The sequence below is a fragment of the Streptomyces sp. NPDC087270 genome (assembly GCF_044744625.1).
GTDB lineage: Bacteria > Actinomycetota > Actinomycetes > Streptomycetales > Streptomycetaceae > Actinacidiphila.
Genome location: NZ_JBIUYR010000032.1, coordinates 14,576 through 38,725, shown reverse-complemented (window position 1 = coordinate 38,725; position 24,150 = coordinate 14,576). Strand labels below are relative to the sequence as shown.

Genomic DNA, 24,150 nt, shown 5'->3' with positions numbered 1-24,150 from the left:
AATTTCTGCACAGACGACGTAGAATCACTTACATGTTGTCACTCGAACGGCTCCGCATCCTGCACGCCATCGACACGTACGGCTCGGTGAGCGCCGCCGCCGAGGTGCTGAACGTGACGACCTCCGCGGTGTCGCAGCAGATGGCGAAGCTGGAGCGGGAGACCGGCCAGCCGCTCCTCGGCAAGAACGGCCGGGGGGTGCGGCTCACCGACGCCGGACGCCTGCTGTCCGGGCACGCCGAGCGGATACTGTCCCTGGTCGAGCTCGCCCACTCCGACCTGGAGGCGCACCGAGGCGTCGCGGTCGGAGAACTGCGCGCCGGGGCGTTCCCGACCGCGGTGCGCGGACTGTTCCCCGCCGCGCTCGCCGACCTGCGCGCCGCGTACCCGCAACTGCGCACCGTCGTCCACGAGTTGGAACCGCAGGAGTCGCTGGCCCGGCTCGGCCGCGGCGACGTCGACCTCGCGGTCGTGCTCGACTGGTACAACAAGCCGCTGTCGCTGCCCGGCGGGCTCGCCAAGGCCCCGCTCTTCGACGACATCGTGGATGCCGCGCTGCCGCTGGGGCACCGGCTGGAGGGCCGCACCGAGATCGAGCTGGACGAACTCGCCGACGACGACTGGATCGCCTGGCCGGACGGCGGCTTCTGCCACGAGTGGCTGCTGTTCACGCTGCGCGGCAAGGGCATCGAGCCGCGCGTCGCCCACCACGCCGAGGAGCACGCCACCGTGCTGGCGCTGGTCGCGGCCGGGCTCGGCGTCGCGGTGATGCCCCGGCTGGGCCGGGACCCCATGCCGCCGGGCGTGCGCATCATGCCCGTCCGCCACACCATGCAGCGCCATGTCTACGCGGTCTGGCGCGAGGACGCCGACCGCCGCCCGGCGATCCGCGCCGCCGTCGACGCCCTGCGCGCGTCCGCGAACGCCTACCGGCCGCCCGCCTCCTGACCACGGCGAACCACCCGGCGGGCGGGGGAGAAGCGGCGCGAAGGGCGCGGAGGCGAGGCGGAACGGAAGGAGCACAAGGGCCGGAAGGGGCCGGTCCGGGTTCGGGGCCCGCCCCGAGAACCCGGACCGGCGTGCGGGGATCAGGCGAGCGTGACCTCGTCGCCCGACACGGTGACGTTCTTCGCGGGGAGCGCCGTCGTGGCCGGGCCCTTGGCCACGGAGCCGTCGGCGACATGGAAGGCGCTGCCGTGGCACGGGCAGATGATCTGGCCGTCGGACACCTTGGCGACCGTGCAGCCCTGGTGCGTGCACACCGCCGAGAAGGCCTTGAACTGCCCGCTGCTCGGCTGGGTGACCACGACCTTCTGGGCGGCGAAGATCTTGCCGCCGCCGACCGGGATCTCCGAGGTCTTGGCGAGCGGGCTGCCGCCTCCCCCGCCCCCGGCGGCCGGGGAGCCGGAGTCGGCGCCACCGGACGGCGCCGGCGAGGCGGACGAGCTGCCGGCGGCGTCGTCGGAGGAGTGCGAGGAGGAGCCGGAACCGCAGGCGGTCAGAACGGCGGCGAGGCCCACGCCACCGGCCGCCGCGACAACGCCGCGGCGGGTCGGTGACTCGGGGATTCCGGAGCTTTCTGCCATGGGGTTGCATCCTGTTCGTGGATCGGACCGGACGGCGGGGCCCTCGCCGGCCGGCAGCGTGCTGTCACGCGTACCCGTTCATACGGACGGTCGCGGCGCGGTGTTCAACGCGTCGCGGAGGAATCTCAACTGGTGTCGCAGCAGCCCCTCCACCATCACCGGATCGCTCGGTCCGTGCGTCGCGTGCGACAGCGGCAGCACCTGGTGGTAGCGGCCCGCGGCCAGCAGCGCCGCCGACAGCCGCAGCGTGTGCGCGGCCACCACGTTGTCGTCGGCGAGGCCGTGCACCAGCAGCAGCGGCCGCTCCAGCGCTTCCGCCGACCCGATCGGCGAGGAGCGGTCGTACGCCTCCGGGTCCTCGTCGGGGTGGCCGAGGAACCGCTCGCGCCAGTGCGTGTCGTACAGCCGCTGGTCGCTGGGGCCCGCGCCGCTGATCGCCGCGTGGAAGACGTCCGGGCGGCGCAGTACCGCCATGGCCGCCAGGGTGCCGCCGAAGCTCCAGCCGCGGATCGCCACCCGGCCCAGGTCGAGGTCGGGGCAGTGCGCGGCGGCCGCGTGCAGCGCGGTCACCTGGTCCTCGACGGGCGCGCTCATGGTGTCCTTGTGGACGGTCTTCTCCCACCGCGGGCCGCGCCCCGGGGTGCCGCGCCCGTCGGCCACCACCACCGCGAAGCCCTCCTCCGCGAACCACTGCGCCTCGGCCAGCGGCCAGGTCGCCGCCCGCCTCACCAGCTGGAGCGCCGGCCCTCCGTAGGGCGCGAGCAGCACCGGCAGCGGGCCCGAGCCGGGACGGTGCCAGGACGGCAGCAGCAGCGCGGTGCGGATGTCGTGCTCGCCGGCCCGCAGCCAGGTCACCCGCGGGGTCACCACCGGCGTGGCTCCCAGGGACGGCACCCGCAGCTCGCCGCCGGGCCGCAGCAGCCGGATGTCGCGGCCTTCTTCGGTCAGCGACGACAGCAGCAGCGTGTCCCCGGCCCGCTGTCCGGTGTGCACCCCGGGGCCCTCGCTGAGCGGCGCCGCGCCGCCGTCCGGGTGGTAGGTCCACAACTGCTCCTCGGTCGGCTCCCCGGACGCCGCGAACAGCACCGACTCGCCGTCCACGGAGAGTACTTCGCGGATCTGCACGCCCTCCGGGGTGACCGGTTCACCGCCGACGGTCAGGTGGCGGGTCCCGCCCACGTCCGCGGTGTGCACCAGGGCGCCGGACGCGGTGCGTGCGGGCGTGCCGGGCACCAACTCCACCCACGCCGGGTCGCGTTGCTCGTGCAGCAGCCGGGTCGCGCCCGTCGCCGGATCGGCCGCCAGCACCCGTACGGTCTTCTGGTCGCGGCTCTGCACGCTCAGCAGCGGGCCGTGCGCGTCCCAGCCGACGGTCGCCAGGTATTCGTAGCCGGCCCGGTCCCAGTCGACCTCCGTACGGTCGCCGGTGCCGTCCGCGGCCAGGAGGTGCAGCGACACGTCGGCGTTCGCGGTGCCGGCCGCCGGGTAGGCCATCTCGCGCGGGTGGTGCTCCGGGTCCACCTGGTCGGCGATCCACCAGCGTGCCACCGGTGCGTTGTCCACCCGCGCGACCAGCAGCCGGCTGCCGTCGGGGGACCACCAGTAGCCGCGGTGCCGGTGCATCGACTCGGCCGCCACGTGCTCGGCCAGCCCGTACGTCACCTCGCCGCTCTCCGGCTCGGCGAGCGCCAGGTCCGCGCCGCCGGCCAGGTCCAGGACGTGCAGCGCGCCGTCGGTGACGTAGGCGACCCGGCGGCCGGTCGGGTCTGGCCGCGGGTCCACCACGGGACCCGCGGTGGCGAGCGGGCGCGGCGGCCGGACACCGGCCGGATCGGCGGTCCACAGCGAGCCGTCGAGCGCGAACACGATGAGGCGTACGGCCGCGTCGGTCGCGTAGCCGACGATCCCGGTGGCGCGCTCGCGGGCCCGCTCGCGCCGGATCAGCTCGGCCTGCGGCACCTCGGCGGCCGGTTCCGCCAGCGCGGCCGGGTCGGCGAGCAGGTGCTCGCCGTCGGCGTCCAGCCGCCACAGGCGGCCGACGCGGTCCTCGGGGCCGCGGGTGCGCACGTACAGCACCGACGAGCCGTCGGGGGAGAGGGTGAAACTCCGGGGGACGCCCAGGGAGAAGCGCTGGGTACGGGCGAACTGGCCTGGGAAGTCGCGATGATCGGTGATCTTGTCCATAAGGGCAGTCTGCTCCCCGTTAACCTGGGGGGATGTTGAGAGAAGTGACCGGCATCCGCTACGTCACGCCGCTGCGTGAGGGCGGTTCCGTGCCGGGCGTGGTCGAGGCGGACGACCTCGGTACCTACGTCGTGAAGTTCAGCGGCGCGGCCCAGGGGCGCAAGGCGCTGGTCGCCGAGGTGATCGCGGGCGAACTCGGCCGTCGACTGGGCCTGCGGGTGCCCGAGTTGGTGCGGTTCGACTTCGATCCGGTGATCGGACTCGGGGAGCCCGACGAGGAGATCCAGGACCTGCTCAAAGCGAGCGGCGGTCTCAACCTCGGAATGGATTTCCTGCCCGGCTCACTCGGCTTCGATCCTCTGGTGTTCACCATGGAGCCCGAAGAGGCCAGCCGCATCGTCTGGTTCGACGCGCTCATCGCCAACGTCGACCGATCGTGGCGTAATCCTAACATGCTGGTCTGGCACCGGGACGTGTGGCTGATCGACCACGGTGCCTCGCTCATCTGGCACCACAACTGGAAGTCGGCGCCCGCCGCGTCCGCCAAGCCGTACGACGCGACCGACCACGCGCTGTCCCGCTTCTCGCCCGAACCCGCGGCCGTCGCACCCGAGTTGGCCGCCCAGGTGACGGAGTCGCTGCTCACCGAGGTGACCGGCCTGGTGCCCGACGAATGGCTGCTCGACGAGCCCGGCTTCGACTCTCCCGACGACGTGCGCGCCGCCTACCGCGAACTGCTGGGCGCCCGCGCCGTCGACGTCCACGAACGCATCACCACCGGTCGCGTCCAGGCGAAGCAACCGCCGCCGGAGTGGCTGCGCACCTGGGTCGAGGGGAAGAACGCGGAATGACCGGGCGGGACGTCTTCGAGTACGCACTGGTGCGGGTGATGCCGCGGATCGAGCGCGGCGAGCTGATCAACGCCGGGGTGCTGGTGTACTGCCGCGCGCAGTCCTATGTCGGGGCCCGGGTGCACCTGGATGTCGCGCGACTGCGCTGCCTCGACCCCGAGGTCGATGTGGACGGCGTGGCCGCCGCTCTGCGTGGGTACCAGGGGATCTGCGAAGGGGGCGATTCCGCCGGGCAGGCGGCCGGGGACGACCCCGGGCGCCGCTTCCGCTGGCTCACGGCTCCGCGCAGCACGATCGTCCAGCCCGGGCCGATCCACACCGGGCTCACGCCCGACGCCCGCAAGGAGGCCGACCGCCTCCTCGACCTCCTGGTGCGGTGACCCTCCTTTCGCGGAAGGAGCCGCACATGTCCAGGGGGCGGGGAACCGCGTGACAAGCCACCCACTCGCAGGTGGTCCCTGAACCCGACGGGACGGGGCACCCCGGGGGGTCCTGTTGACACCACCATGCGGCGCTCCTACGGTTCGGGGCGGGACCTACTAAGCGGTCGCTCATGTCGGGGCGGGCGCGTCATCGGGCCGAGGTTGAGGAGACGAAGATGTCCACCACCGAGCAGCGCGTCGCGATCGTGACGGGCGGCGCCCGCGGTATCGGAGCAGCGACCGCGGTCCGGCTGGCCGCCGAGGGCCGCGCCGTCGCCGTGATCGACCTGGACGAGGGCGCCTGCAAGGAGACCGTGGAGTCGATCACGGGCGCGGGCGGCCGGGCGCTCGCGGTCGGCGCGGACGTCTCGGACGAGGCCCAGGTCGAGGCGGCCGTCGCCCGGGTGGCCGAAGAACTCGGCGCGCCCACGATCCTGGTGAACAACGCCGGCGTGCTCCGCGACAACCTGCTCTTCAAGATGTCCGCGGCGGACTGGGACACCGTGCTCAACGTCCACCTGCGCGGCGCCTTCCTGATGACCCGCGCGGTGCAGAAGCACATGGTGGACGCCAAGTTCGGCCGTGTGGTGAACCTCTCCTCGTCCTCGGCGCTGGGCAACCGCGGCCAGGTCAACTACTCCGCCGCCAAGGCGGGCATGCAGGGCTTCACCAAGACCCTCGCGATCGAACTCGGCAAGTTCGGCGTCACCGCGAACGCGGTCGCCCCCGGCTTCATCGTCACCGACATGACCGCCGCGACCGCCGCCCGGGTCGGCATGGGCTTCGAGGAGTTCCAGGCGGCGGCCGCCACCCAGATCCCGGTCCAGCGGGTCGGCCGGCCCGAGGACGTCGCGGGCGCCATCGCCTTCTTCACCGGCGACGCGGCCGGCTTCCTCTCCGGCCAGGTGCTGTACATCGCCGGCGGACCCCTCGACTGACCCGCGCACCCCACCAGTAGCGAAGGCGTACCAGCACATGACTCAGCTCCCCCCGGAGAGCGGCCGCGCCGCGATCGTCACCGGCGCCAGCCGCGGCATCGGGTACGGGATAGCCCAGGCACTCGTGGCCCGCGGCGACCGCGTCTGCATCACCGGCCGCAACGAGGACGCGCTCAAGGCGGCCGTCGAGAGCCTGGGCGGCGGCGACCGGGTGATCGGCGTGGCCGGCAAGGCGCACGACGAGGCGCACCAGGAGGCCGCCGTCGGCCGCGCGATGGACGCGTTCGGCCGGCTCGACCACCTCGTCAACAACGCCGGCACCAACCCGGTCTTCGGCCTGCTCACCGACCTCGACCTCGGGGTCGCCCGCAAGGTCTACGAGACCAACGTGCTGTCCGCGCTCGGCTTCGCCCAGCAGACCTGGCGGGCCTGGCAGCAGGAGAACGGCGGCTCGATCGTCAACATCACCTCCATCGCCGGCCTCGCCCCGTCCCCGTTCATCGCCGCCTACGGCATGAGCAAGGCGGCCATGGTCAACCTCACCGTGCAGCTCGCCGCGGAGATGGCCCCGAAGGTGCGGGTCAACTCGATCGCCCCCGCGGTGGTGAAGACGAAGTTCGCCGCGGCGCTGTACGAGGGCCGCGAGGAGGAGACGGCCGCCGGGTACCCCCTGCAGCGGCTCGGCGTGCCCGAGGACATCGGCGGCGCGGCGGCGTTCCTGCTGTCGGACCAGGCCGGGTGGATCACCGGGCAGAACCTGGTGATCGACGGCGGCCTCTTCCTCAAGGCCGGCAGCTGACCGGTCGAGGCGCTTGCCTTCGTCCGTACTCCAAGGTGCACAGTCCTCGGAGGCGGGCTCCTCAGGGGCCCGCCTCCGAGGACCTTCCACCTGTACGGAGTGACGCACCCATGCGCTACCGCACCCTTGCCGGCGGCCGCGGACCCCAGGTCAGCAACCTGTGCCTGGGCATCCTGCCGTTCGGCTCCACCGTCGACGAGCAGACCTCCTTCGCGGTGCTCGACCGCTTCGCCGAGGCCGGCGGCACCTTCGTCGACACCTCCAACAACTACTCGGTCTGGGCGCCCGGCGGCACCGGTGACGAGAGCGAGCTGCTGCTCGGCCGCTGGCTGCGCGCCCGCGGCGCCCGCGACCGTACCGTGGTGGCCACCAAGGTCGGCGCGCGCCCGCCGGAGGGCAGCACGCAGGTGTGGCCCGACGCGTGGGAAGGGCTCTCGGCGAAGGTGGTCCGGGCCGGGATCGAGGGCAGCCTGCGCCGCCTGGGCACCGACCACGTGGACCTGTACTACGCCCACATCGAGGACCGCGCGGTCCCGGTCGCGGAGACCGTGGAGACCTTCGCCGAGGTCGTCCGCAGCGGCGCCACCCGGCTGATCGGCGCGAGCAACCACGCCGCCTGGCGCGTCGCCGAGGCACGGCAGTACGCGGCCGCGCACGACCTGCCCGGCTACACCTGCGTCGAGCAGCGGCACACCTACCTGTGGCCGGTGCCCGGCGGCGAGTGGGGCGCCCAGTGGTACGCCCGCGACGACATGCAGGACTTCGTCGCGGCCCACGACGACCTGACGCTCATGGCGTACGGCCCGCTGGTGCACGGCGCCTACACCCGCGCGGACAAGCCGCTGCTCGCGCCGTACGACCACCCGATGTCGCAGCGGCGGCTGGCGGTGCTGCGCGAGGTGGCCCGCGAGGCCGGCGCCACCCCCAACCAGGTGGTGCTGGCCTGGCAGATGGGCGGCCCGCTGCCGATCGTGCCGGTGGTCGGGGTGAGCAGCGTCGCCCAACTCGACGAGGCGCTGGGCGCGGTGGACCTCGACCTCGATCCGGAGCTGAGGGCCCGGCTGGACGCGGCCTGACAGCGGCTCGACCGCGCCCGACAGCGGCCCGACCGCGGCCTGACCGCCGTCCGGGTGCGTGCCGGCCGGGGCGGGAGGAGGGACGCGGCGGGGATTGTCAGTGGGGCGCGGTAGTTTCGGAACCAGTAACCGATCGCGTACCGGAGGTTCCCGACGTGCCCAGCATGCTGCCCGACTCCTGGCAGGCCGTACTCGGCGAGGAGTTGGACAAGCCCTACTTCCAGCAGCTCACCGACTTCGTCGAGGCCGAGCGGCAGGAGCACCACGTCTTCCCACCGCGGGACGAGGTGTTCGCCGCCCTGGACGCCACCCCGTTCGACAAGGTGAAGGTGCTGGTGCTCGGTCAGGACCCGTACCACGGCGCGGGCCAGGGCCACGGGCTGTGCTTCTCGGTGCGCCCCGGGGTGCGGACCCCGCCCTCGCTGCGGAACATCTTCAAGGAGCTGAAGGACGAGTTCGGCTACCCGGTGCCGGACAACGGCTATCTGATGCCCTGGGCCCAGCAGGGCGTCCTGCTGCTCAACGCGGTGCTGACGGTCCGCGAGGGCGAGGCCAACTCGCACAAGGGCAAGGGCTGGGAGAAGTTCACCGACGCGGTCATCCGGGCCGTCTCGGACCGCCCCGACCCGGCCGTCTTCGTCCTGTGGGGCAACTACGCGAAGAAGAAGAAGCCGCTCATCGACACCGACCGCCACACCGTCATAGAGGGCGCCCACCCGTCGCCGCTGTCGGCGAAGCTCTTCCTCGGCAGCCACCCCTTCACCCAGATCGACGACGCGGTGAAGGCGCAGGGCCACGCCCCGATCGACTGGCGCATCCCGGACCTCGCGTCGGCGTAGCGGGACCGGGCACGGGACCGGATACGGGGCTGAGCGCCGGCGTGGGTGCCGGTCCCGTCGCCGGCCCGGGCGGTCAGGGGCGGTAGACCTCGCGGCAGATCGAGGACGCCTGGCCGCCCGGTGCCCAGCCGCCGTACGTCTCGCCGAGGCCGCACATGTCGGGCGCGGCGGGGCGCGGCAGGCGGCCGGAATGGTGGGTGCGGGGAGCGGCACGCCGTGGCGCCGGGTGCGGGGGAGCCGGCGCGGGCGCGGCCGGGGCGCGATGGTGCCGTGGGTCCGGCGAGGGGGTGTCCGGACGCGCGGTGGCCAGCACCCGGTGGGCCGGAGCCGGCACCACCCGCACATCGTCGGGCCGCTCGGGCCGCCCGGGTGCCGACGGCGGCGGTGCGGGCGGCCTGGCCGGCGGGGCGGAGACGGTGGTGCACCCGGCGAGCGCGCACACCGCGCAGATCACGAACACCGGTGCCAGGAAAGGGAATGGGCCACGCACCCGCTCCACTGTGCCGCACCCGGCGTCGTCCGGGTATTCCCCGCAGGAGTGAACGCGCGGCACCCCCGTATGCTGCGGGGACATCGCACGGCCCGGAACGCACCAGGAGCACGCATGGCACCGCGCAGCGCCCCCTTGAAGATCGGCGTCATCGGGCTCGGTGACATCGCGCAGAAGGCGTACCTGCCGGTGCTCGCCGCCCAGCCGGGCCTCGAACTGCACCTGCAGACCCGCACCCCCGCCACCCTGGCCGCGGTCGGCGACGCCCACCGGCTCCCGCACCGGCACACCACGTTGGACGCGCTGCTCGACCAGGACCTCGACGCGGCCTTCGTGCACGCCCCCACCGCCCACCACGTGGAGATCGGCACCCGCCTGATCGAGGCGGGCGTACCGGCGTACGTCGACAAGCCGCTCGCGTACGACCTGGACGGCGCCCGCCGGCTGGTGGACCTCGCCGAGGCGCGCGGGGTGCCGCTGGCGGTCGGCTTCAACCGCCGCTACGCGCCCGGGTACGCGCAGTGCCTCAGCCACCCGCGCGACCTGATCCTGATGCAGAAGAACCGGGTCGGGCTCGCCGAGGACCCCCGCACGGTCGTCTTCGACGACTTCGTGCACGTCGCCGACACACTGCGGTTCCTCGCGCCCGGGCCGATCGAGCAGGTCCGGGTCTCGGCCCGGGTGCATGACGGGCTGCTGCACCATGTGGTGGTGCACCTGTCCGGTGACGGCTTCACCGCGATCGGGTCGATGAACCGGATGAGCGGGTCCACCGAGGAGAGCCTGGACGTCAGCGGTGCCGACACCCGCCGCCAGGTGTTCAACCTCGCCGAGGTGATCGACCACAAGGGCCAGCCCAGCGTCCGGCGCCGCGGCGACTGGGTGCCGGTCGCCCGGCAGCGCGGCATCGAACAGGCCGTGCTGGCCTTCCTCGACGCGGTCCGCGCCGGCACGCCCCTCGACGCCCGCGACGCGCTGCGCACCCACGAGCTGTGCGAGCGCATCGTCGCGGAGATCACCGGCGGCGCCGCGCCGGGCACGGACTTCGCCGGGGCTACGGGCGCGGGTATCGGTTGAGCGCGGGTTCCGTCGGGTCGGGCGGGTCCGTCGGGCCGGTCGGATCGGTGGGTTCCGTCGGACTGGTCGGGCCGGTTGAGCCGGTCGGGTCCTTCGGCGCAGCGGGCGCCTTCGCTGCCGCGGCGGCGGCCGGTTCGGCTGCGGTGACCCGTCGGCGCACCCCGCGGACCGCCTCGTACGCCGCGGCGGCGAGCACCAGCAGCAGCGCCAGGTGCGGCACCCAGTCACCGAACCGTACGTAGGGGCTCGTGCCCGTGGCGGTCGGCACGTCGTACACCGTTGAGGTGCTGCTGCCCGTGCCGACCCAGTGCCCGACGGGCGCGCCTCCGGGGCCGTAGACCGCGCTGATGCCGGTGAGGGTGGCGTGCACCATCGGCCGCCAGGTCTCCGCGGCCCGCAGCGCCGCGAGCGAGGCGTGCTGCGCGGGCGCCCAACTGCCCTGGAACGACGAGGTGGACGACTGGGCGACCAGGAGCCGCGCGCCGTCCGCCGCCAGGTGACGGCTCATGTCCGGGAACGCCGACTCGAAGCAGACCAGCGGCCCGAACCGCAGGGTCCCGGTGTCCATCACCACCTGCCGGCTGCCCGGCCTGCGGTCCTGCCCGGCGGCCTTCCCCACGGAGGTGGCCCAGCCGAGCAGCGAGCGCATGGGGATGTACTCGCCGAACGGCACCAGCCGCATCTTGTCGTACGTGGGGCCGGTCACGCCGTGCGGGCCGACCAGTTCCGAGGTCTTGGAGATGCCGGTGCCGTCGGCGCGTTCGGCGTCCACGTTGACCAGCAGGTCGGCCCCGACCAGGCGGGAGAGCGCGGCGAGCGTGGCGGTGGTGCCGGGGTGGTTCGACAGGTCGACGGTGACGCTGCTCTCGCCCCACACCACCAGGTCGGGGCGGGTGCCGGCGAGCTGCCGGGTGAGACGGACCTCGCGGGCGAACCGGGCGGCCGGTCCGGCGATCATCCCGGGCTGCACGACGGCGACCCGGACCGGTGCGGCGCGGTGCGGGCGCGGTGCCCACAGCCATACGGTGCCGGCGGCCACGGCGGCGGCGAGCAGCGCCGCGGCGGCCGTGCGGCGTGCGGACGGCATCGCGCACAGCACCGCGAGGGCCGTGTTGGCGAGCACGATCAGGGCGCTGACCAGCCACACCCCGCCGATCGAGGCGAGGCGCAGGGCCGGGGTGACCTGCCACTGGCTCGCGCCGAGCAGGCCCCAGGGGCCGCCGAGGTACTGCCAGGAGCGGACGAGTTCGATCAGCAGCCAGCCGCTCGGGAGGAGGGCGAGCGCGGCGCCGACGGCCGGGCGGCCCCCGTTGCCGAGCAGCCGCCGGACCAGCCAGCCCCACGGGGCCCACAGGGCGCCCAGCAGCAGGGCGAGGACCGGGAGGAAGACGGTCAGGCTCGGCAGCAGCCAGTTGTGGACCGCGAGCATGAAGCCGGCGCCGCCGAACCAGCCGTCCAGGGCCGCCCGGCGCCCGGTCGGCGCCGAGCGGATCAGGAGGAGCCAGGGGACCAGGGCGAAGTAGGCGAACCACCACAGGGAGGGGGTGGGGAACGCCAGCGCCGGGAGGGCGCCGCACGCGGCGGCGAGCAGTGAGCGAGCCCAGGGGGTGCGCTGCGCGCGGCGCACGAGGGGGCGGAGCTCGCGTGGACGGGTGGGGGGCTGGGCCGTTGGCGTCATCCGGTACTCCCGTTCTGGGCCCTGCCCCCCGGGTGCCCCCGGTCTGTCTGTTCAGGGACCACCTCGCGGTGGGGGTTGCTCGCGTTTTCCCCGCGCCCCTTGGACGGTGCCCCTTGCGGTGGTGGGTTCACCTTCTCGCGGTGGTGGGTTGCTCGCGCGGTTTTCCCCCAGGGCTTCGCCTGGGAGGGACCCCCGCGCGCCCCTGGAGGGGGCCGCACATACCTACCCAGGGGCGCGGGGAACGGCGCGACCAGCCCCCACCGCGAGGTGGTCCCTCGACCGACAGACCGGGGCACCCGGGTGGGTCAGGCCGGAACTAGGTCGCGTCCTCGGAGGTGGCGGCTTCGCGGGAGTCGTTGGCCACCGCGCGGTTGCGGGTGGTGACGACGGCGGCCGCGCCCAGGGCCGCGGCGCTGAAGGCGGCGGCGATGACCCAGGGCCGGTCGAGGCAGTGGTCGCTGAGGTGGTCGAGGGAGAGCCGGCCGGGCCCGGCGAGGCCGAGCGCCGCGGCGGTCCAGCCGAGGAGCGCCGGGTGCTCGAAGCCCCCGGACATCGCGAAGAACCCGGCCGGCGCGTGGACGGAGACGGCGCCGGCCATCGCCCCGGCGGCGGCCGCGCCGGCCGCCGGAGTGGCCAGGCCCAGCGCGAGGAGAGCACCACCGCCCGCCTCACCGAGCCCCGCGGCGACCGCGGCCGGCTTGCCCGGGCGGAAGCCCATGTGCTCCATGGCGCCGGCGGTGCCGGCGAGCCCGCCCCCGCCGAACCACCCGAACAGCTTCTGCGCGCCGTGCGCGAAGAGTACGGACCCGGCGCCGAGACGCAGGGCGAGCAGTCCGATGTCCGTGCGGTACGCACATCTCATGGCCGCGTCCTTTCGATTGCCCGGCCCCCCTCCGACGGAAGGGCCCACCCGGCCAGTGTGTGCGGGTGGTCGGCCATCGCGCCGCGCCAGGCGGTCTGTCCGGGCGAAACCTCGGGACGGCAGGCGGTCGCGGGCTGTTACGGGAGGCGGTTCCAGGCGGTCAGCACATGGTGGCCGTGTTCCGTGCCGAGCCGGCTCACCGTGCCGGTGGCCAGCTGGAAGAGGGCGCCCTCGGCGGGCGGCAGGCCGAGCCGCCGGGCGGTGAGCACCCGCAGGAAGTGCGCGTGCGCCACGAGGACGACGTCGCCGCCGTCGCCGTTGGTGAAGGCCGCCTCGACGCGGGCCAGTACGCGGTCGGCGCGGTCACCGATCTGCTCGGGGGTCTCACCGGGATGCCCCTCGGGCCCGGGGATGACGCCGTCGGTCCAGATCTCCCAGTCCGGGCGGGTCCGGTGGATGTCGCGGGTGGTGACGCCCTCGTAGCCGCCGTAGTCCCATTCGTGCAGGTCGGGGTCGATCCTCACGTGGTCGAGGCCGGCCAGTTTCGCGGTCTGCTGCGCGCGCTGCATCGGGCTGCTGATCACGCACCCGATGTGCCGGGAGGCGAGCAGCGGCGCCAGCGACCGGGCCTGCTCCTCGCCGTGCTCGGTGAGCGGCAGGTCGGTGTAGCTGGTGTGCTGACCGGACTGCGACCACTCGGTCTCGCCGTGCCGGATCAGGACGAGCTCACCCATCGGACACCTCCCGTGGCGCCCCACGGCGCCCGTTTGTGATCATATGCCGACCGCGCGCCGTGACCACCGCGCGGGCCGGTCGTACACCCCGTCAGCAGAACGGTGGGCCGGGCGAAAGCCTTCCCCTCACGTTCCGTCAGTACGATGGCGCGGGCCGCTCCGGTTGCGGCGTCGGCGGGTTCTCGGTCGGATCGAAGCGGCGTACGGGCGTACGCGGTGGGTCGCGGCGCCCGCCGAGGCGCGCTGTGGGCGACCGTGGGGACGGACGGGTGGACACCCACCGGTAGGCGCCACGTCCCTCGGCACACGGGCACAGGGCACACGGGCACAGGGCACACGGGAACGCGCGGGCACGCGCGGCAGCGACCAGTACAGGAGCCGGAATGAACGACACACCCCGCACGTACGACGTGGTCGTCATCGGAGCGGGCCCGGTCGGGGAGAACCTGGCCGAGCGGACCCAGGCGGCCGGGCTCAGCACGGTTGTCGTGGAGAGCGAACTCGTCGGTGGCGAGTGCTCGTACTGGGCGTGCATGCCGAGCAAGGCGCTGCTGCGGCCGGTGGCGGCCCGCGCCGACGCGCGCCGGCTGCCGGGGCTGGCCGCGGCCGTGGGCGGGCCGCTGGACTCCGCCGAGGTGCTGGCCCGCCGTGACGAGTTCACCTCGCACTGGAAGGACGACGGCCAGGCGGAGTGGCTGGACTCCGTGCACGTCGACCTGGTGCGCGGCCGCGGGCGGCTCGACGGGCCCCGCCAGGTCGTGGTGGACACCCCGGACGGCGGTACGGTGCGGCTGGCCGCCCGGCACGCGGTCGCGGTCTGTACCGGCACCACCGCGGCGCTGCCCGACCTGCCCGGGCTGACCGACGTACGGCCCTGGACCAGCCGCGAGGCGACCAGCGCCAAACAGGTGCCCGAGAGCCTGGTGGTGGTCGGCGGCGGCGTGGTCGCCGTCGAGATGGCGACCGCCTGGCAGGCGCTCGGCGCGCGGGTGACCGTCCTGGTGCGCGGCGGCGAACTGCTGGGCCGGATGGAGCCGTTCGCGGGGGAGATGGTCGCCGACGGGCTGCGGGAGGCCGGGGCCGAGGTGCGGTTCGGGGTGTCCGTGACGTCCGTGGCGCGCGAGGGCCGCGAGGTGCGGGTCGGGCTGGACGACGGCGGCGAGCTGACCGCCGACGAGATCCTCTTCGCGGTCGGCCGCGAACCGCACACCGCGGACCTCGGTCTCGACACGGTCGGGCTCACGCCGGGCGACTGGCTCACGGTCGACGACACCTGCCAGGTCACCGATGTCGCCGACGGCTGGCTCTACGCCGCGGGCGACGTCAACCACCGCGCGCTCCTCACCCACCAGGGCAAGTACCAGGGGCGGATGGCCGGTGCGGCGATCGCCGCGCGCGCCCAGGGCCGGCCGCTGGACGACGCGCCCTGGGGCGCCGACGTCGCCACCGCCGACCACGGCGCGGTGCCGCAGGTCGTCTTCACCGACCCCGAGGTCGGCTCTGTCGGCCTGACTGCCCAAGAGGCCGAACGCTCCGGGCGGCGGGTGCGCGTCGTCGACTACGACCTCGCGCGGGTGGCCGGGGCGAGCCTGTACGGAGACGACTACCGGGGCCGGGCCCGCATGGTGGTCGACCTCGACCGCGAGGTCCTGCTCGGCGTCACCTTCGTCGGGCCCGGGGTGAGCGAGCTGGTGCACTCCGCGACGGTCGCGGTGGTCGGCGAGGTGCCGATCTCCCGGCTCTGGCACGCGGTTCCGTCCTACCCCACCATCAGCGAGGTGTGGCTGCGCCTGCTGGAGACCTACCGGGGGTAGCCCGGGGGAACCGGGGCCCCGGCGAACCCGCTGCCCGCCGCGCCGGGGGCCGCCCGCCGCTCCTTCGTTCCCCGACTTTGGGCCTCGCCGCTCGCGTGACTGCTAGGCGGAAGGGGCCAGTTGGGGGTAGAGGGCGGCCGGGCCGGCGGAGAGGGCCGACTTGACCTGCCGGGCGGTGGCGTCCGCGGTCACCTCGAAGTCACCCGCGGCGAAGCCGTCGAGGGCGGCGCGGACGATGTCGGCGGGGTCGGACTTGGGCGCCCGCACGTCGGCGATGAGGTCGGTGTCGACGTAGCCCATGTGCAGCCCGGTCACCTGGGTTCCCTGGGCGGCGAGTTCGACCCGGAGGGCGTTCGTCAGCGACCACTCCGCGGACTTCGCGGCGCAGTACGCGGCGCTCGCCGGGAGGGAGATCCAGGACAGCGCCGAGAGCACGTTGAGCAGGCCGCCGCCGCCACTCCGGGCGAGGACGGGGGCGAAGGCGCGGCTGACGGCGAGCGTGCCGAAGACGTGCGTGTCGAACTCCCTCCGGAAGTCCGCGAGATCGCCGTCCAGCAGCGAGGCGCCGGTGGAGATCCCCGCGTTGTTGACCAGGAGGGTGACGTCGCCCGCCTGCTCGGCCGCGGCGCGCACGGAGCCGGCGTCGGTGATGTCCAGCCGCAGGGGGACCGCGCCGGGCACGGCGACCTTCCTGGGGTCGCGCGCCGCCGCGTAGACCTTGGCCGCGCCGCGTTCGAGCAGCGCCCGTACGAACTGCTCGCCGATGCCGCGGTTGCCGCCGGTGACGAGGGCGACGGAGCCGTCGATCTTCATGGGATGTCCTTCGGTGAGGGGAAGCCGGTGCGCCGGCCACGGGGAAACCGATCGGTTTCCTCTACTGCCCCACCGTAGACCGATCGGTTTCCGCTGTCGAGTCCGGGCGCTAACCTGGCGGGTATGACCACGACGGCGAAGCCCTCCTCGCGTGACCGGCTGCTGGACGCGGCGGCGGAGCTGATCTACCGGCAGGGTGTCGGCACCGGCATCGACGCGCTGTGCAAGGCGGCCGGGGTGTCCAAGCGGTCGATGTACCAGCTCTTCGACGGCAAGGACGACGTGCTGGCCGCCGCGCTGGCTCGGCAGGAGCCACGGCTGACCGCGCTGCTGGTGCCGCCGCCCGGGAAACCGTCCGCCCCGCGCGACCGCATCCTCTACGTCTTCCAGCGGTTGGAGGAGGCGGCCGCCTCGCCCGACTACCGGGGGTGCCCCTTCCTGGCGGCGCAGGTCGAGCTGAAGGACCCCGGGCACCCCGCAAGCGCGGTGGCCGCCCGCAGCAAGCAGGCGCTGACCGACTTCTTCCGGGCCGAGGCCGAGCGCGCGGGTGTGGCCGAACCGGGGCTGCTGGCACGCCGGTTGGCCATCGTGTACGACGGCGCGAGCGCCCGCGCGGGCATCAGGTCCGAGGTGCTGGACGGCCTCGCGGTGAGTACGGCCGCACTGCTGCTGGACGCGGCGGGCCTCGCGGCGGGCGACGCCGGTTCGTAGGCGGGTTCCGCCCTCCGGCTCGACGTACGGCGCCCCGCCTGCCGCGGGCACGAACCACCCCCCGTTCGGGGCGCGTTGGCGCGGTCGGCGGGCGCGGCGGGCGCGGGGGCGCACACCACGGCAGCCACGAGTACGCCACGTGCACGGATCGTGGATCAACGCGCTCAAAGGTTGGGGATACATGATGGGCCGGGCCCGGTGGCACGCCCGGAGGGACGGGGGCGCCGTCGGGCCGGGCGGTTGCGGTGCTTTCGGGTGCGCGGGGAGCGTGCCCCCGGCCCGTACCCGTCCGCGCGTCCGTACGCGTACGCGCACCCGCACCCCGTAGCCGTTCCGTTGGGCGAGGAGACGAAGTCCCATGATCCGCAAGGCCGACCGCCAGCCGTCGCACCCCGACTCCTGCCACGTGCCGGCGACGGCGGACGCCCGGTGACCGGCCGTACGGAGCAGACCGGCCGTACGGAGCAGACCGACCGTACGAAGCCGACCGGCCGGATGGAGCAGGCGACAGACGGGACGACCGCTGAACCGGCGGAGCCGGCCGCGAGTTGGGTGCGCCGGCTCGGTGCGTACTGCCTGCGGCACCGCCGGGACGCCGTGCTGGCCTTCGGCGCGGCCGTCGCCGCCGCCATCGCCACCGCGACCCTGCCGCTGGTGCTGCGGCATGTCGTGGACCACGTCGCCTCGGGGCGAACCGGGTCGCTCACCGTGTGGACGCTGGTGCTCGCCGGGCTCGGCGCCGTCCGCTTCGCCGGCGGCTTCACCCGCCGCTACACCTCGGGACGGCTGTCGCTGGGTGTCCAGTACGACCTGCGCAACGACGCGTTCGCGGCGCTGCTGCGGCTCGGCGGCGCCCAGCAGGACAGCCTGCGTACCGGCCAGATCGTCAGCCGCTCGATCTCCGACATCACCCTCATCCAGTCGCTGCTCCAGTTCCTGCCGAACATGACGAGCAACGCCCTGATGTTCCTGGTCTCGCTGGTCTTCATGGCGTGGCTGTCGCCGTTGCTGACCGTGGTGGCGCTCGTCGTCGGCCCGCTGCTGTGGCTGATCGCGCTGCGCAGCCGCCGCGACCTGTTCCCCGCCAACTGGCACGCCCAGCAGGAGGCCGCCGAGGTCGCCTCCGGTGTCGAGGCCACCGTCACCGGCGTGCGGGTGGTCAAGGGCTTCGGGCAGGAGCAGCGCGAACTGCTCGGCCTGGAGCGGCGCGCCCGGCGGCTGTTCTCCTCGCGGCTGCGGGTCGTGCGCTACAACAGCCGCTACAACCCGGCCCTGCAGGCGGTGCCCGCGCTCGGCCAGGTCGCGGTGCTCGCCTTCGGCGGCTATCTCGCGCTGCACGGCCGGATCTCGCTGGGCACGTTCCTCGCCTTCACCAGCTACCTCGGCTCGTTCGTCACCCCGGTCCGCCAGGTCGCCACCCTGCTCACCGTGTGGCAGCAGGCCAGGGCCGGCACCGAGCGCGTCCTGGAGGTCATCGACGAGGCACCGGTGATCACCGACGCGCCCGGCGCCCGCGAACTGCCCGACGAGCCGCCCGCGCTGTCCTGGCAGGACGTCACCTTCGGCTACGGCGACGGGCAGCCGCTGCTGCGCGGCTTCAGCCTCGACATCGCCCCGGGCGAGACGGTCGCGCTGATCGGGCCGGCCGGCTCCGGCAAGTCCACCGCGGCGGCGCTGCTGCCGCGCTTCTACGACGTCCCGGCCGGCGCGGTGCGGGTCGGCGGCACCGACGTACGCGAGGTGACGCTGGACTCGCTGCGCGGCCGGATCGGGTTCGTCTTCGAGGAGAGCCTGCTGCTGTCCGACACGGTGCGCAACAACATCGCCTACGGCGAGCCCGGCGCGAGCGAGGAGCGGATCAGGGCCGCCGCCCGGGTGGCCCGCGCGGACGAGTTCATCGAACGCCTCCCGCAGGGGTACGACACGGTCGTCGGCGAGCAGGGCCTGACGCTCTCCGGCGGGCAGCGGCAGCGCGTCGCGCTCGCGCGGGCGCTGCTGTGCGACCCGGCGGTGCTCGTGCTCGACGACGCGACGTCCGCGATCGACGCCCGGGTGGAGTCGGAGATCCACGCGGCCCTGCACGAGGCGGTCCGCCGCCCCACCACGCTGATCATCGCCCACCGCCGCTCCACCCTCGAACTCGCCGACCGCATCGCGCTGTTGGACGGCGGCCGGGTGGTCGACACCGGGACGATGGACGAACTGCGGTCCCGCTCGCCGCTGTTCCGCTCGCTGCTGTCCGCGGTCGACGTTCCCGAACCGGAGGCGGAGCGCGCACCGGGGGCCGGGACCGGGGCCGGGCCCGAATCCGCTGCCGGGGCGGGGGACTTGGGCGCGCCGGCGGGTGTCGCGGCCCTTTCCGCCGCCGACGACGACGGTCCGGACCCGGCAGCCGCGGTCGCCGCCTCCGCCACCGCCGCGCTCGGCACCGACCAGCCGCGAGGCACCGTATCGGAGCGGACCGACCCCGCCGCCGGGACCGATCCGACCGCCGGGACCGATCCGACCGGTGCGTCCGATCCGACCGGTCCGGCCGACGGGTCTGTACGGGCCGGACCGCCCGTGCGGGCGGGGGTGCGCGACGGCGCGGGGGACGAGACGCCGGCCGTCACCGCGGACCTGTGGCGGCGCCCCGACACCGAGGACGCGTCGGCCGTCGGTGAAGTCGCCGCGCTCCGGGCCGCGCAGGCGATCTCGCTCTCCTCGGCCACGGCCGGGCGCGGCCGCGGTCCGGGCGGCGGAGTGCTCGGCGCCGCCCCGCCCACGCCCGAACTCCTCGCCGGACTGGCGAAGATGCCGCTGCGCGACGCCGATCCGGGGGTGCCCGCCGACCGTGCCAGGGCCGCGGACCCGCACTTCGGGCTGCGCCCGCTGCTGCGGCCGTTCCGGTCGGCGCTGCTGCTGGGCCTGGCCCTGGTCGCCCTCGACGCGCTCGCCCAGATCATGGTCCCCGTGCTGGTCCGCCAGGGCGTGGACGACGGCGTGGCGCACCACGCCGGCCGGGTGCTGCTGGAGGCGGCGGCCGCCGCCGCGGCCGTGGTCGCCGCGGACTGGCTGATCGGCGTCGGGCAGATCCGCACCACCGGGCGTACCGGCGAGCGCCTGCTCTACACGCTGCGGGTCAAGACGTTCGCCCAGCTCCAGCGGCTCGGCCTGGACTACTACGAGCGCGAACTCGGCGGCCGGATCATGACCCGGATGACCACCGACGTCGACGCGCTGTCCAACTTCCTGCAGACCGGCCTGATCACCGCGGTGGTCAGCCTGCTCACGGTCTTCGGCGTGCTCGTCACGCTCCTGGTCATCGACGTCGGGCTCGCGGTGGTGCTGCTCGGGGCGCTGCCGCTGCTGGTGGTCGGCACCGCGGTCTTCCGCCACCACTCGGTGCCCGCCTACCACGAGGCGCGGGAGCGGGTCAGTGCCGTCAACGCGGCCCTCCAGGAGAACGTCACCGCGATCCGCGTCACCCAGGCGTTCCGCCGCGAGAGCCGCAACGCCGAGGACTTCGCCCGGCTCGCCTGGTCCTTCCGCGACTCGCGGCTGCGCGCCCAGCGCTACATGGCGACGTTCTTCCCGTTCGTGGAGTTCCTGGGCACCCTGTCCACCGCGGCCGTGCTCGCGGTCGGCGCCGGCCAGGTCCGCTCCGGCACCCTCACCGCCGGCACCCTGATCGCCTTCCTCCTCTACGTCGACCTGTTCTTCTCCCCGATCCAGCAGTTCTCGCAGGTCTTCGACGGCTACCAGCAGGCCGTGGTCGGGCTGGGCCGGCTGCGCACCCTGATGCGCACCCCGACCGGCACGCCCGTCCCCGAACAGCCGCTCGCCGTCAGCCACCTGAAGGGCGAGGTGGTCTTCGACGACGTGTCCTTCGGGTACGCGGGCGGCGGCGGCCAGGAGGTGCTGCACGGTGTCTGCCTGCGGATCGCGCCCGGCGAGACCGTCGCGCTGGTCGGCGCGACCGGTGCGGGCAAGTCCACCGTGATGAAGCTGATCGCCCGGTTCTACGACCCCACCACCGGCGCGGTCCGGGTGGACGGCCACGACCTGCGCGGGCTGGACCTGGCCGGATACCGCGGCCGGCTCGGTGTGGTGCCGCAGGAGGCCCACCTGTTCAGCGGCACCGTGCGTGACGCCATCGCCTACGGCCGGCCCGACGCCACCGACGCCGAGGTGGAGGCGGCGGCGCGGGCGGTCGGCGCCCACGAGATGGTGGCCACGCTCCAGGCGGGGTACCTCCAGCCGGTCGGCGAGCGGGGCCGGAACCTGTCCGCGGGCCAGCGCCAGCTCCTCGCGCTGGCCCGGGCCGAACTCGTCGACCCCGACGTGCTGTTGCTCGACGAGGCCACCGCGTCGCTCGACCTCGCCACCGAGAGCAGGGTCACCGCCGCCACGGACGCGCTCACCCGCAGGCGCACCACGCTCGTGGTCGCGCACCGGCTCACCACGGCGGCCCGGGCCGACCGGGTGGTGGTGCTGGACCACGGCACCGTCGTGGAGACCGGTACGCACGCGGGGCTGCTCACCGCGGACGGGACGTACCGGAAGCTGTGGGACGCCTTCCGGCAGCACGGCGCGTCGGCGACGGTCGACCAGCTCGCGGGGTCCGAGACAGGGGGGTCCTGACCTGGGGGAGGGCCGACCCGACCGGGAGCCGTGTCCTGCCGGTCGATGGACCGCCCGCCGGTGGGAGGGTCCGCCTCCCCGTGCGCGCCGGGTCGGGCCGCTCCGGTGAGGCGGCTCCGGTCAGGCCGTCCGGGCCATGCCTCCGGTCAGGCCGGCGTCGCCGCCCAGGCGTACAGGTGCTCCGGGCGGCCGGTGTCCCCGTACTTCAGGGTGAGCCGGACCCGTCCGGCCTGTTCCAGGTGCTTGAGGTAGCGCTGCGCGGTGGAGCGGCTGAGCCCCGACCGCTCGGCGACCTCGTGCGCCGACAGCGCGGCCCCGGTCTCCCTCAGCACGCGCCGGATGAGTTCGGCGGTCGGGGCCGAGTGCCCCTTGGGCAGCGCCGCCGGCGAGGCGGAGGCGCTGCGCAGCGCGCCGAAGATCCGGTCCACCTGTTCCTGGCCGGCCTCGCCGTCGCCCCCGGACGCCATGCCGTCCACGGTGCGCCGCAACGCCGCGTACCCGTCGAGCTTGGCCCCCAGGTCCGCGAAGCCGAACGGCTTGACCAGGTACTGCAGCGCACCGAGCCGCATCGCGGCCTGCACGGTGGCCAGGTCCCGGGCCGCGGTCACCATGATCACGTCGGCGCAGTGGCCGAGTTGGCGCATCCGCCGCACCAGGGTCAGACCCGGCTCGTCCGGCAGGTAGTGGTCGAGCAGCACCAGGTCCACGCGGGTGCGTTCGAGGGTGGCCAGCGCGTGCGCCGCGGTGTGGGCGCGCGCTGCCACCCGGAAGCCCGGAACCTTGGCCACGTACGCCGAGTTGATCTCGGCCACCCTGAAGTCGTCGTCCACGACCAGGACTTCGATCACCGTGCACCTCCGGGCAGCGCGGCGGACATGTCGGCACCGAACTCCGCCGGGGCCAGCGCCTCGGGCAGCACGACGGTGAACACCGCGCCGCCGCCCGCGCGGGCGCCGACCCTGGCCATGCCGCCGTACCGCTCGGCCAGCCGCCGCACCAGCGCCAGGCCGAGCCCGCGCCCCCGGTGGCTCGGCGACTTCTTCGTGGTCCAGCCTTCGGTGAAGACCCGCTCCCGCAGTTCGGGGGGAACCCCGGGTCCGTCGTCGCTCACCCGCATCACGAGCGTGGTGTGTTCGACCCGCAGTTCCACCTCGACCTCCGACGCCGTCGCGTCCAGCGCGTTGTCGATGAGGTTGCCCAGCACCGTCACCGGATCGCGCGGGTCCACCACCCGGTCCGGCAGCCACGTGGTCGCCGAGATCCGCAGCCGCACCCCGCGTTCCGCGGCGATCGCCGTCTTGCCGACCAGCAACGCCGACAGCAGCGGTACCTGCACCCGGTCGGCGACCTGCTCCGCCGAGGCGCGGCGGGTGTCGGCGACCTCGGCGACGTAGTCCACGGCTTCCTCGTAGAGTTCCAGTTCGAGCAGGCCCAGCACGGTGTGCAGCCGGTTGGCGTGCTCGTGGTCCTGGGCCCGCAGGGCGTCCAGCAGGCCGTGCGTGGCGTCCAGTTCCCGGCCGAGCAGTTCCAGTTCGGTACGGTCCCGCAGCGTGACCACGGCGCCGCCGTCCTCGGTCGGCATGCGGTTGGCGATCAGCACCCGGCTGCCGCTGACGGTCAGCAGATCGGAGCCCTCCGCCTCCCCGGCCAGCACGTCGGTGGTCCGTCCCGGCGGCAGCAACGCGTGCAGCGGACGCCCCGCCGCGTCACCGTCCAGGCCCAGCAGGCGCTGCGCCTCGTCGTTGACCAGCCGGACCCTGCCCTGCGGGTCGAGCGCCACCACCCCCTCCCGGATGCCGTGCAGCATCGCCTCGCGCTCGTCCAGCAGCGCCGAGATGTCGGCGAACGCCAGTCCGCGGGTGGCCCGCTGGACCCGCCGGGAGGCCCACACCGCGGCCACCACGCCGACGGCCAGCGCCGCCCCCGCGTACAGCAGCAGCCCGGGTACGGCGGCGAGCAGCCGGCCGCGGACGCTGTCGTAGGCGATGCCCACCGAGACCGCGCCGACGATCCGCCCGGAGCGGTCCCGCAGCGGAACCTTGCCGCGGGCGCTGCGCCCCAGCGTGCCCCGGTCGATCTGCATGATGTCTTTGCCGCCCAGCGCCACGCTCGGATCGGTCGAGACATGCTCGCCGATCCGCCCGGGGTCGGTGTGCGACCAGCGGGTGCCGTGGGTGTCCATGACCACGATGTAGCTGGCGCCGGTGGCCAGCCGGATGCGCTCCGCCTCGGCCTGCACCGGTCCGTCGGGGGTCGGCCGGGAGGAGACCAGCGCCTGGGCGACGTCCGGGTCGGCCGCCACCGTCTGCGCGATGGCCAGCGCCCGGTGCATGCCCTGGTCGTCGAGTTCGTGGCTGAGCGGAGCCAGGAAGAGACCGGTGGCCAGCGCCGTGACGCCGACGGTGATCGCGAGCTGCATCCGCAGGACCTGCGCCGAGACACGGCGCGGCCACCTGATCCGCATAGCGCTGCCCTCCGACTCCCACTTCGACTTCGACTTCGATTCCGGCTCCCCCCGGCCGTCCGCCCGGGCCGGTCCCGCGGCCCTCCGGCGGCGACGGCGTCGGCGCCGGCGGCGGTTCACGCGCCGACGTCCGTGTCGTCACCGCAAAGTAGACGCCGTCGCGCCCGTTGGGCAGTCCTGGGGTCGATTT

At 74.3% G+C, this 24,150-nt stretch carries 20 protein-coding genes; 11 read left to right on the top strand and 9 right to left on the bottom strand.

The features are described from left to right. Nucleotides 1-32: 32 nt before the first annotated feature. On the top strand, nucleotides 33-947 hold the full coding sequence (locus tag ACIPAE_RS38485; protein ID WP_329362192.1) for a LysR family transcriptional regulator: 915 nt from the start codon (nucleotides 33-35) through the stop codon (nucleotides 945-947). A gap of 140 nt (nucleotides 948-1,087) precedes the next feature. Here ACIPAE_RS38485 and ACIPAE_RS38480 read toward each other — a convergent pair whose 3' ends face one another. Both ACIPAE_RS38480 and ACIPAE_RS38475 read right to left on the bottom strand, forming a co-directional pair. Further along, nucleotides 1,088-1,585: a Rieske (2Fe-2S) protein gene (locus tag ACIPAE_RS38480; protein ID WP_329362190.1), complete on the bottom strand. Its 498-nt coding sequence runs from the start codon at nucleotides 1,583-1,585 to the stop codon at nucleotides 1,088-1,090. A 78-nt stretch (nucleotides 1,586-1,663) separates the two neighbouring features. Then, entirely contained in the window at nucleotides 1,664-3,769 is a 2,106-nt protein-coding gene (locus ACIPAE_RS38475) for a prolyl oligopeptidase family serine peptidase (RefSeq protein WP_402451939.1), read from the bottom strand. Between the two features lie 32 nt (nucleotides 3,770-3,801). Between ACIPAE_RS38475 and ACIPAE_RS38470 the strand changes: the two genes are divergently transcribed. The 6 genes from ACIPAE_RS38470 (at nucleotide 3,802) to ung (ending at nucleotide 8,694) form a co-directional block, all read left to right on the top strand. Next, on the top strand, nucleotides 3,802-4,620 hold the full coding sequence (locus tag ACIPAE_RS38470) for a HipA family kinase (RefSeq protein ID WP_329362187.1): 819 nt from the start codon (nucleotides 3,802-3,804) through the stop codon (nucleotides 4,618-4,620). Further along, on the top strand, nucleotides 4,617-5,000 hold the full coding sequence (locus tag ACIPAE_RS38465) for a DUF3037 domain-containing protein (protein ID WP_402451936.1): 384 nt from the start codon (nucleotides 4,617-4,619) through the stop codon (nucleotides 4,998-5,000). The genes ACIPAE_RS38470 and ACIPAE_RS38465 overlap by 4 nt, the downstream gene beginning before the upstream one ends. A 218-nt stretch (nucleotides 5,001-5,218) precedes the next feature. After that, nucleotides 5,219-5,980 (top strand): 3-oxoacyl-ACP reductase FabG, encoded by a 762-nt coding sequence (fabG, locus tag ACIPAE_RS38460; RefSeq protein WP_402451935.1) that lies wholly within the window; start codon nucleotides 5,219-5,221, stop codon nucleotides 5,978-5,980. Between the two features lie 37 nt (nucleotides 5,981-6,017). Next, nucleotides 6,018-6,779 (top strand): SDR family oxidoreductase, encoded by a 762-nt coding sequence (locus ACIPAE_RS38455; RefSeq protein WP_329362183.1) that lies wholly within the window; start codon nucleotides 6,018-6,020, stop codon nucleotides 6,777-6,779. Nucleotides 6,780-6,889: 110 nt separating this feature from the next. Continuing rightward, on the top strand, nucleotides 6,890-7,855 hold the full coding sequence (locus tag ACIPAE_RS38450) for an aldo/keto reductase (protein ID WP_366412706.1): 966 nt from the start codon (nucleotides 6,890-6,892) through the stop codon (nucleotides 7,853-7,855). Nucleotides 7,856-8,019: 164 nt separating this feature from the next. Beyond that, the gene (gene ung, locus ACIPAE_RS38445) at nucleotides 8,020-8,694 is read left to right on the top strand and encodes a uracil-DNA glycosylase (protein ID WP_329373643.1); all 675 of its coding nucleotides are present in this window, start codon (nucleotides 8,020-8,022) and stop codon (nucleotides 8,692-8,694) included. 73 nt (nucleotides 8,695-8,767) lie between these two features. On the opposite strand, the gene ACIPAE_RS38440 is transcribed toward ung, so the two are convergent. After that, a complete protein-coding gene (locus ACIPAE_RS38440) occupies nucleotides 8,768-9,184 on the bottom strand; it encodes a hypothetical protein (RefSeq protein ID WP_402451932.1) in 417 nt (138 codons plus the stop codon). Between the two features lie 135 nt (nucleotides 9,185-9,319). Here ACIPAE_RS38440 and ACIPAE_RS38435 point away from each other — a divergent pair, with 135 nt between their 5' ends. Further along, nucleotides 9,320-10,261, top strand: a complete 942-nt coding sequence (locus tag ACIPAE_RS38435; RefSeq protein ID WP_402451990.1) for a Gfo/Idh/MocA family protein — start codon at nucleotides 9,320-9,322, stop codon at nucleotides 10,259-10,261. On the opposite strand, the gene lnt is transcribed toward ACIPAE_RS38435, so the two are convergent. From lnt to ACIPAE_RS38420, 3 genes are all read right to left on the bottom strand, one after another. Then, the gene (gene lnt / locus ACIPAE_RS38430; RefSeq protein WP_402451930.1) at nucleotides 10,239-11,939 is read right to left on the bottom strand and encodes an apolipoprotein N-acyltransferase; all 1,701 of its coding nucleotides are present in this window, start codon (nucleotides 11,937-11,939) and stop codon (nucleotides 10,239-10,241) included. The two genes, ACIPAE_RS38435 and lnt, sit on opposite strands and share 23 nt — an antisense overlap. A gap of 316 nt (nucleotides 11,940-12,255) precedes the next feature. Continuing rightward, complete coding sequence (locus ACIPAE_RS38425; protein ID WP_366412709.1) at nucleotides 12,256-12,801, bottom strand: DoxX family membrane protein; 546 nt, start codon at nucleotides 12,799-12,801, stop codon at nucleotides 12,256-12,258. 137 nt (nucleotides 12,802-12,938) lie between these two features. Further along, nucleotides 12,939-13,535, bottom strand: a complete 597-nt coding sequence (locus ACIPAE_RS38420) for a histidine phosphatase family protein (protein ID WP_366412710.1) — start codon at nucleotides 13,533-13,535, stop codon at nucleotides 12,939-12,941. 383 nt (nucleotides 13,536-13,918) lie between these two features. On the opposite strand from ACIPAE_RS38420, the gene ACIPAE_RS38415 reads away from it, so the two are divergent. Continuing rightward, on the top strand, nucleotides 13,919-15,349 hold the full coding sequence (locus ACIPAE_RS38415; RefSeq protein ID WP_366412711.1) for an NAD(P)/FAD-dependent oxidoreductase: 1,431 nt from the start codon (nucleotides 13,919-13,921) through the stop codon (nucleotides 15,347-15,349). A gap of 102 nt (nucleotides 15,350-15,451) precedes the next feature. On the opposite strand, the gene ACIPAE_RS38410 is transcribed toward ACIPAE_RS38415, so the two are convergent. Continuing rightward, nucleotides 15,452-16,162 carry an SDR family oxidoreductase gene (locus tag ACIPAE_RS38410; RefSeq protein ID WP_402451925.1) on the bottom strand — a complete coding sequence of 237 codons (711 nt, stop codon included), beginning with the start codon at nucleotides 16,160-16,162 and terminating at the stop codon, nucleotides 15,452-15,454. Between the two features lie 123 nt (nucleotides 16,163-16,285). On the opposite strand from ACIPAE_RS38410, the gene ACIPAE_RS38405 reads away from it, so the two are divergent. Together ACIPAE_RS38405 and ACIPAE_RS38400 are read left to right on the top strand one after the other, a co-directional pair. After that, nucleotides 16,286-16,873, top strand: a complete 588-nt coding sequence (locus ACIPAE_RS38405; RefSeq protein WP_402451923.1) for a TetR/AcrR family transcriptional regulator — start codon at nucleotides 16,286-16,288, stop codon at nucleotides 16,871-16,873. 495 nt (nucleotides 16,874-17,368) lie between these two features. After that, a complete protein-coding gene (locus ACIPAE_RS38400) occupies nucleotides 17,369-21,496 on the top strand; it encodes an ABC transporter transmembrane domain-containing protein (protein ID WP_402451988.1) in 4,128 nt (1,375 codons plus the stop codon). A 146-nt stretch (nucleotides 21,497-21,642) separates the two neighbouring features. Here the strand turns inward: ACIPAE_RS38400 and ACIPAE_RS38395 are convergent, their stop codons facing one another. After that, nucleotides 21,643-22,344: a response regulator gene (locus ACIPAE_RS38395; protein WP_329362165.1), complete on the bottom strand. Its 702-nt coding sequence runs from the start codon at nucleotides 22,342-22,344 to the stop codon at nucleotides 21,643-21,645. Beyond that, nucleotides 22,341-23,960, bottom strand: a complete 1,620-nt coding sequence (locus ACIPAE_RS38390) for an ATP-binding protein (RefSeq protein WP_402451921.1) — start codon at nucleotides 23,958-23,960, stop codon at nucleotides 22,341-22,343. The genes ACIPAE_RS38395 and ACIPAE_RS38390 overlap by 4 nt, the downstream gene beginning before the upstream one ends. Nucleotides 23,961-24,150 lie beyond the last annotated feature (190 nt).

Bases quoted from the DNA above. Each gene is read 5' to 3' on its own strand.
- ACIPAE_RS38485 (WP_329362192.1), top strand. From the start codon at position 33: ATGTTGTCACTCGAACGGCTCCGCATCCTGCACGCCATCGACACGTAC.
- ACIPAE_RS38480 (WP_329362190.1), bottom strand. From the start codon at position 1,585: ATGGCAGAAAGCTCCGGAATCCCCGAGTCACCGACCCGCCGCGGCGTT.
- ACIPAE_RS38475 (WP_402451939.1), bottom strand. From the start codon at position 3,769: ATGGACAAGATCACCGATCATCGCGACTTCCCAGGCCAGTTCGCCCGT.
- ACIPAE_RS38470 (WP_329362187.1), top strand. From the start codon at position 3,802: ATGTTGAGAGAAGTGACCGGCATCCGCTACGTCACGCCGCTGCGTGAG.
- ACIPAE_RS38465 (WP_402451936.1), top strand. From the start codon at position 4,617: ATGACCGGGCGGGACGTCTTCGAGTACGCACTGGTGCGGGTGATGCCG.
- fabG (WP_402451935.1), top strand. From the start codon at position 5,219: ATGTCCACCACCGAGCAGCGCGTCGCGATCGTGACGGGCGGCGCCCGC.
- ACIPAE_RS38455 (WP_329362183.1), top strand. From the start codon at position 6,018: ATGACTCAGCTCCCCCCGGAGAGCGGCCGCGCCGCGATCGTCACCGGC.
- ACIPAE_RS38450 (WP_366412706.1), top strand. From the start codon at position 6,890: ATGCGCTACCGCACCCTTGCCGGCGGCCGCGGACCCCAGGTCAGCAAC.
- ung (WP_329373643.1), top strand. From the start codon at position 8,020: ATGCTGCCCGACTCCTGGCAGGCCGTACTCGGCGAGGAGTTGGACAAG.
- lnt (WP_402451930.1), bottom strand. From the start codon at position 11,939: ATGACGCCAACGGCCCAGCCCCCCACCCGTCCACGCGAGCTCCGCCCC.
- ACIPAE_RS38425 (WP_366412709.1), bottom strand. From the start codon at position 12,801: ATGAGATGTGCGTACCGCACGGACATCGGACTGCTCGCCCTGCGTCTC.
- ACIPAE_RS38420 (WP_366412710.1), bottom strand. From the start codon at position 13,535: ATGGGTGAGCTCGTCCTGATCCGGCACGGCGAGACCGAGTGGTCGCAG.
- ACIPAE_RS38415 (WP_366412711.1), top strand. From the start codon at position 13,919: ATGAACGACACACCCCGCACGTACGACGTGGTCGTCATCGGAGCGGGC.
- ACIPAE_RS38410 (WP_402451925.1), bottom strand. From the start codon at position 16,162: ATGAAGATCGACGGCTCCGTCGCCCTCGTCACCGGCGGCAACCGCGGC.
- ACIPAE_RS38405 (WP_402451923.1), top strand. From the start codon at position 16,286: ATGACCACGACGGCGAAGCCCTCCTCGCGTGACCGGCTGCTGGACGCG.
- ACIPAE_RS38400 (WP_402451988.1), top strand. From the start codon at position 17,369: ATGGAGCAGGCGACAGACGGGACGACCGCTGAACCGGCGGAGCCGGCC.
- ACIPAE_RS38390 (WP_402451921.1), bottom strand. From the start codon at position 23,960: ATGCGGATCAGGTGGCCGCGCCGTGTCTCGGCGCAGGTCCTGCGGATG.